Consider the following 214-nt stretch of genomic DNA (forward strand, 5'->3'; position numbering starts at 1 on the left):
ACATATGTTGTATATTCAGGAATCTTATCCTTAATTACAACTTTTTGTTCTTTTCCTGTTGTATTTTTGTAAGTTACCTTGTAAAGTAGTTCTTGTCCAGCCTTAACTGTTTGTTTATCTATACTTACTTGTGTATCTTGACTATCAAATACATCTTTCTTTGGCTTTGTAGAAGTTGGATTTGTTGTTTCATTTGTTTCAAACTTGTTATTTC

At 29.0% G+C, this 214-nt stretch carries 1 protein-coding gene; it reads right to left on the bottom strand.

What is annotated here, in order from left to right; all coding sequences use genetic code 11:
• Window positions 1-214, bottom strand: a 214-nt coding sequence (locus VJI94_RS08960; protein ID WP_324009127.1) for a hypothetical protein, incomplete at both ends; no start/stop codon positions are given.

It is taken from the genome of Parvimonas sp. D9, from assembly GCF_035282565.1.
Taxonomy (GTDB): domain Bacteria; phylum Bacillota; class Clostridia; order Tissierellales; family Peptoniphilaceae; genus Parvimonas; species Parvimonas micra.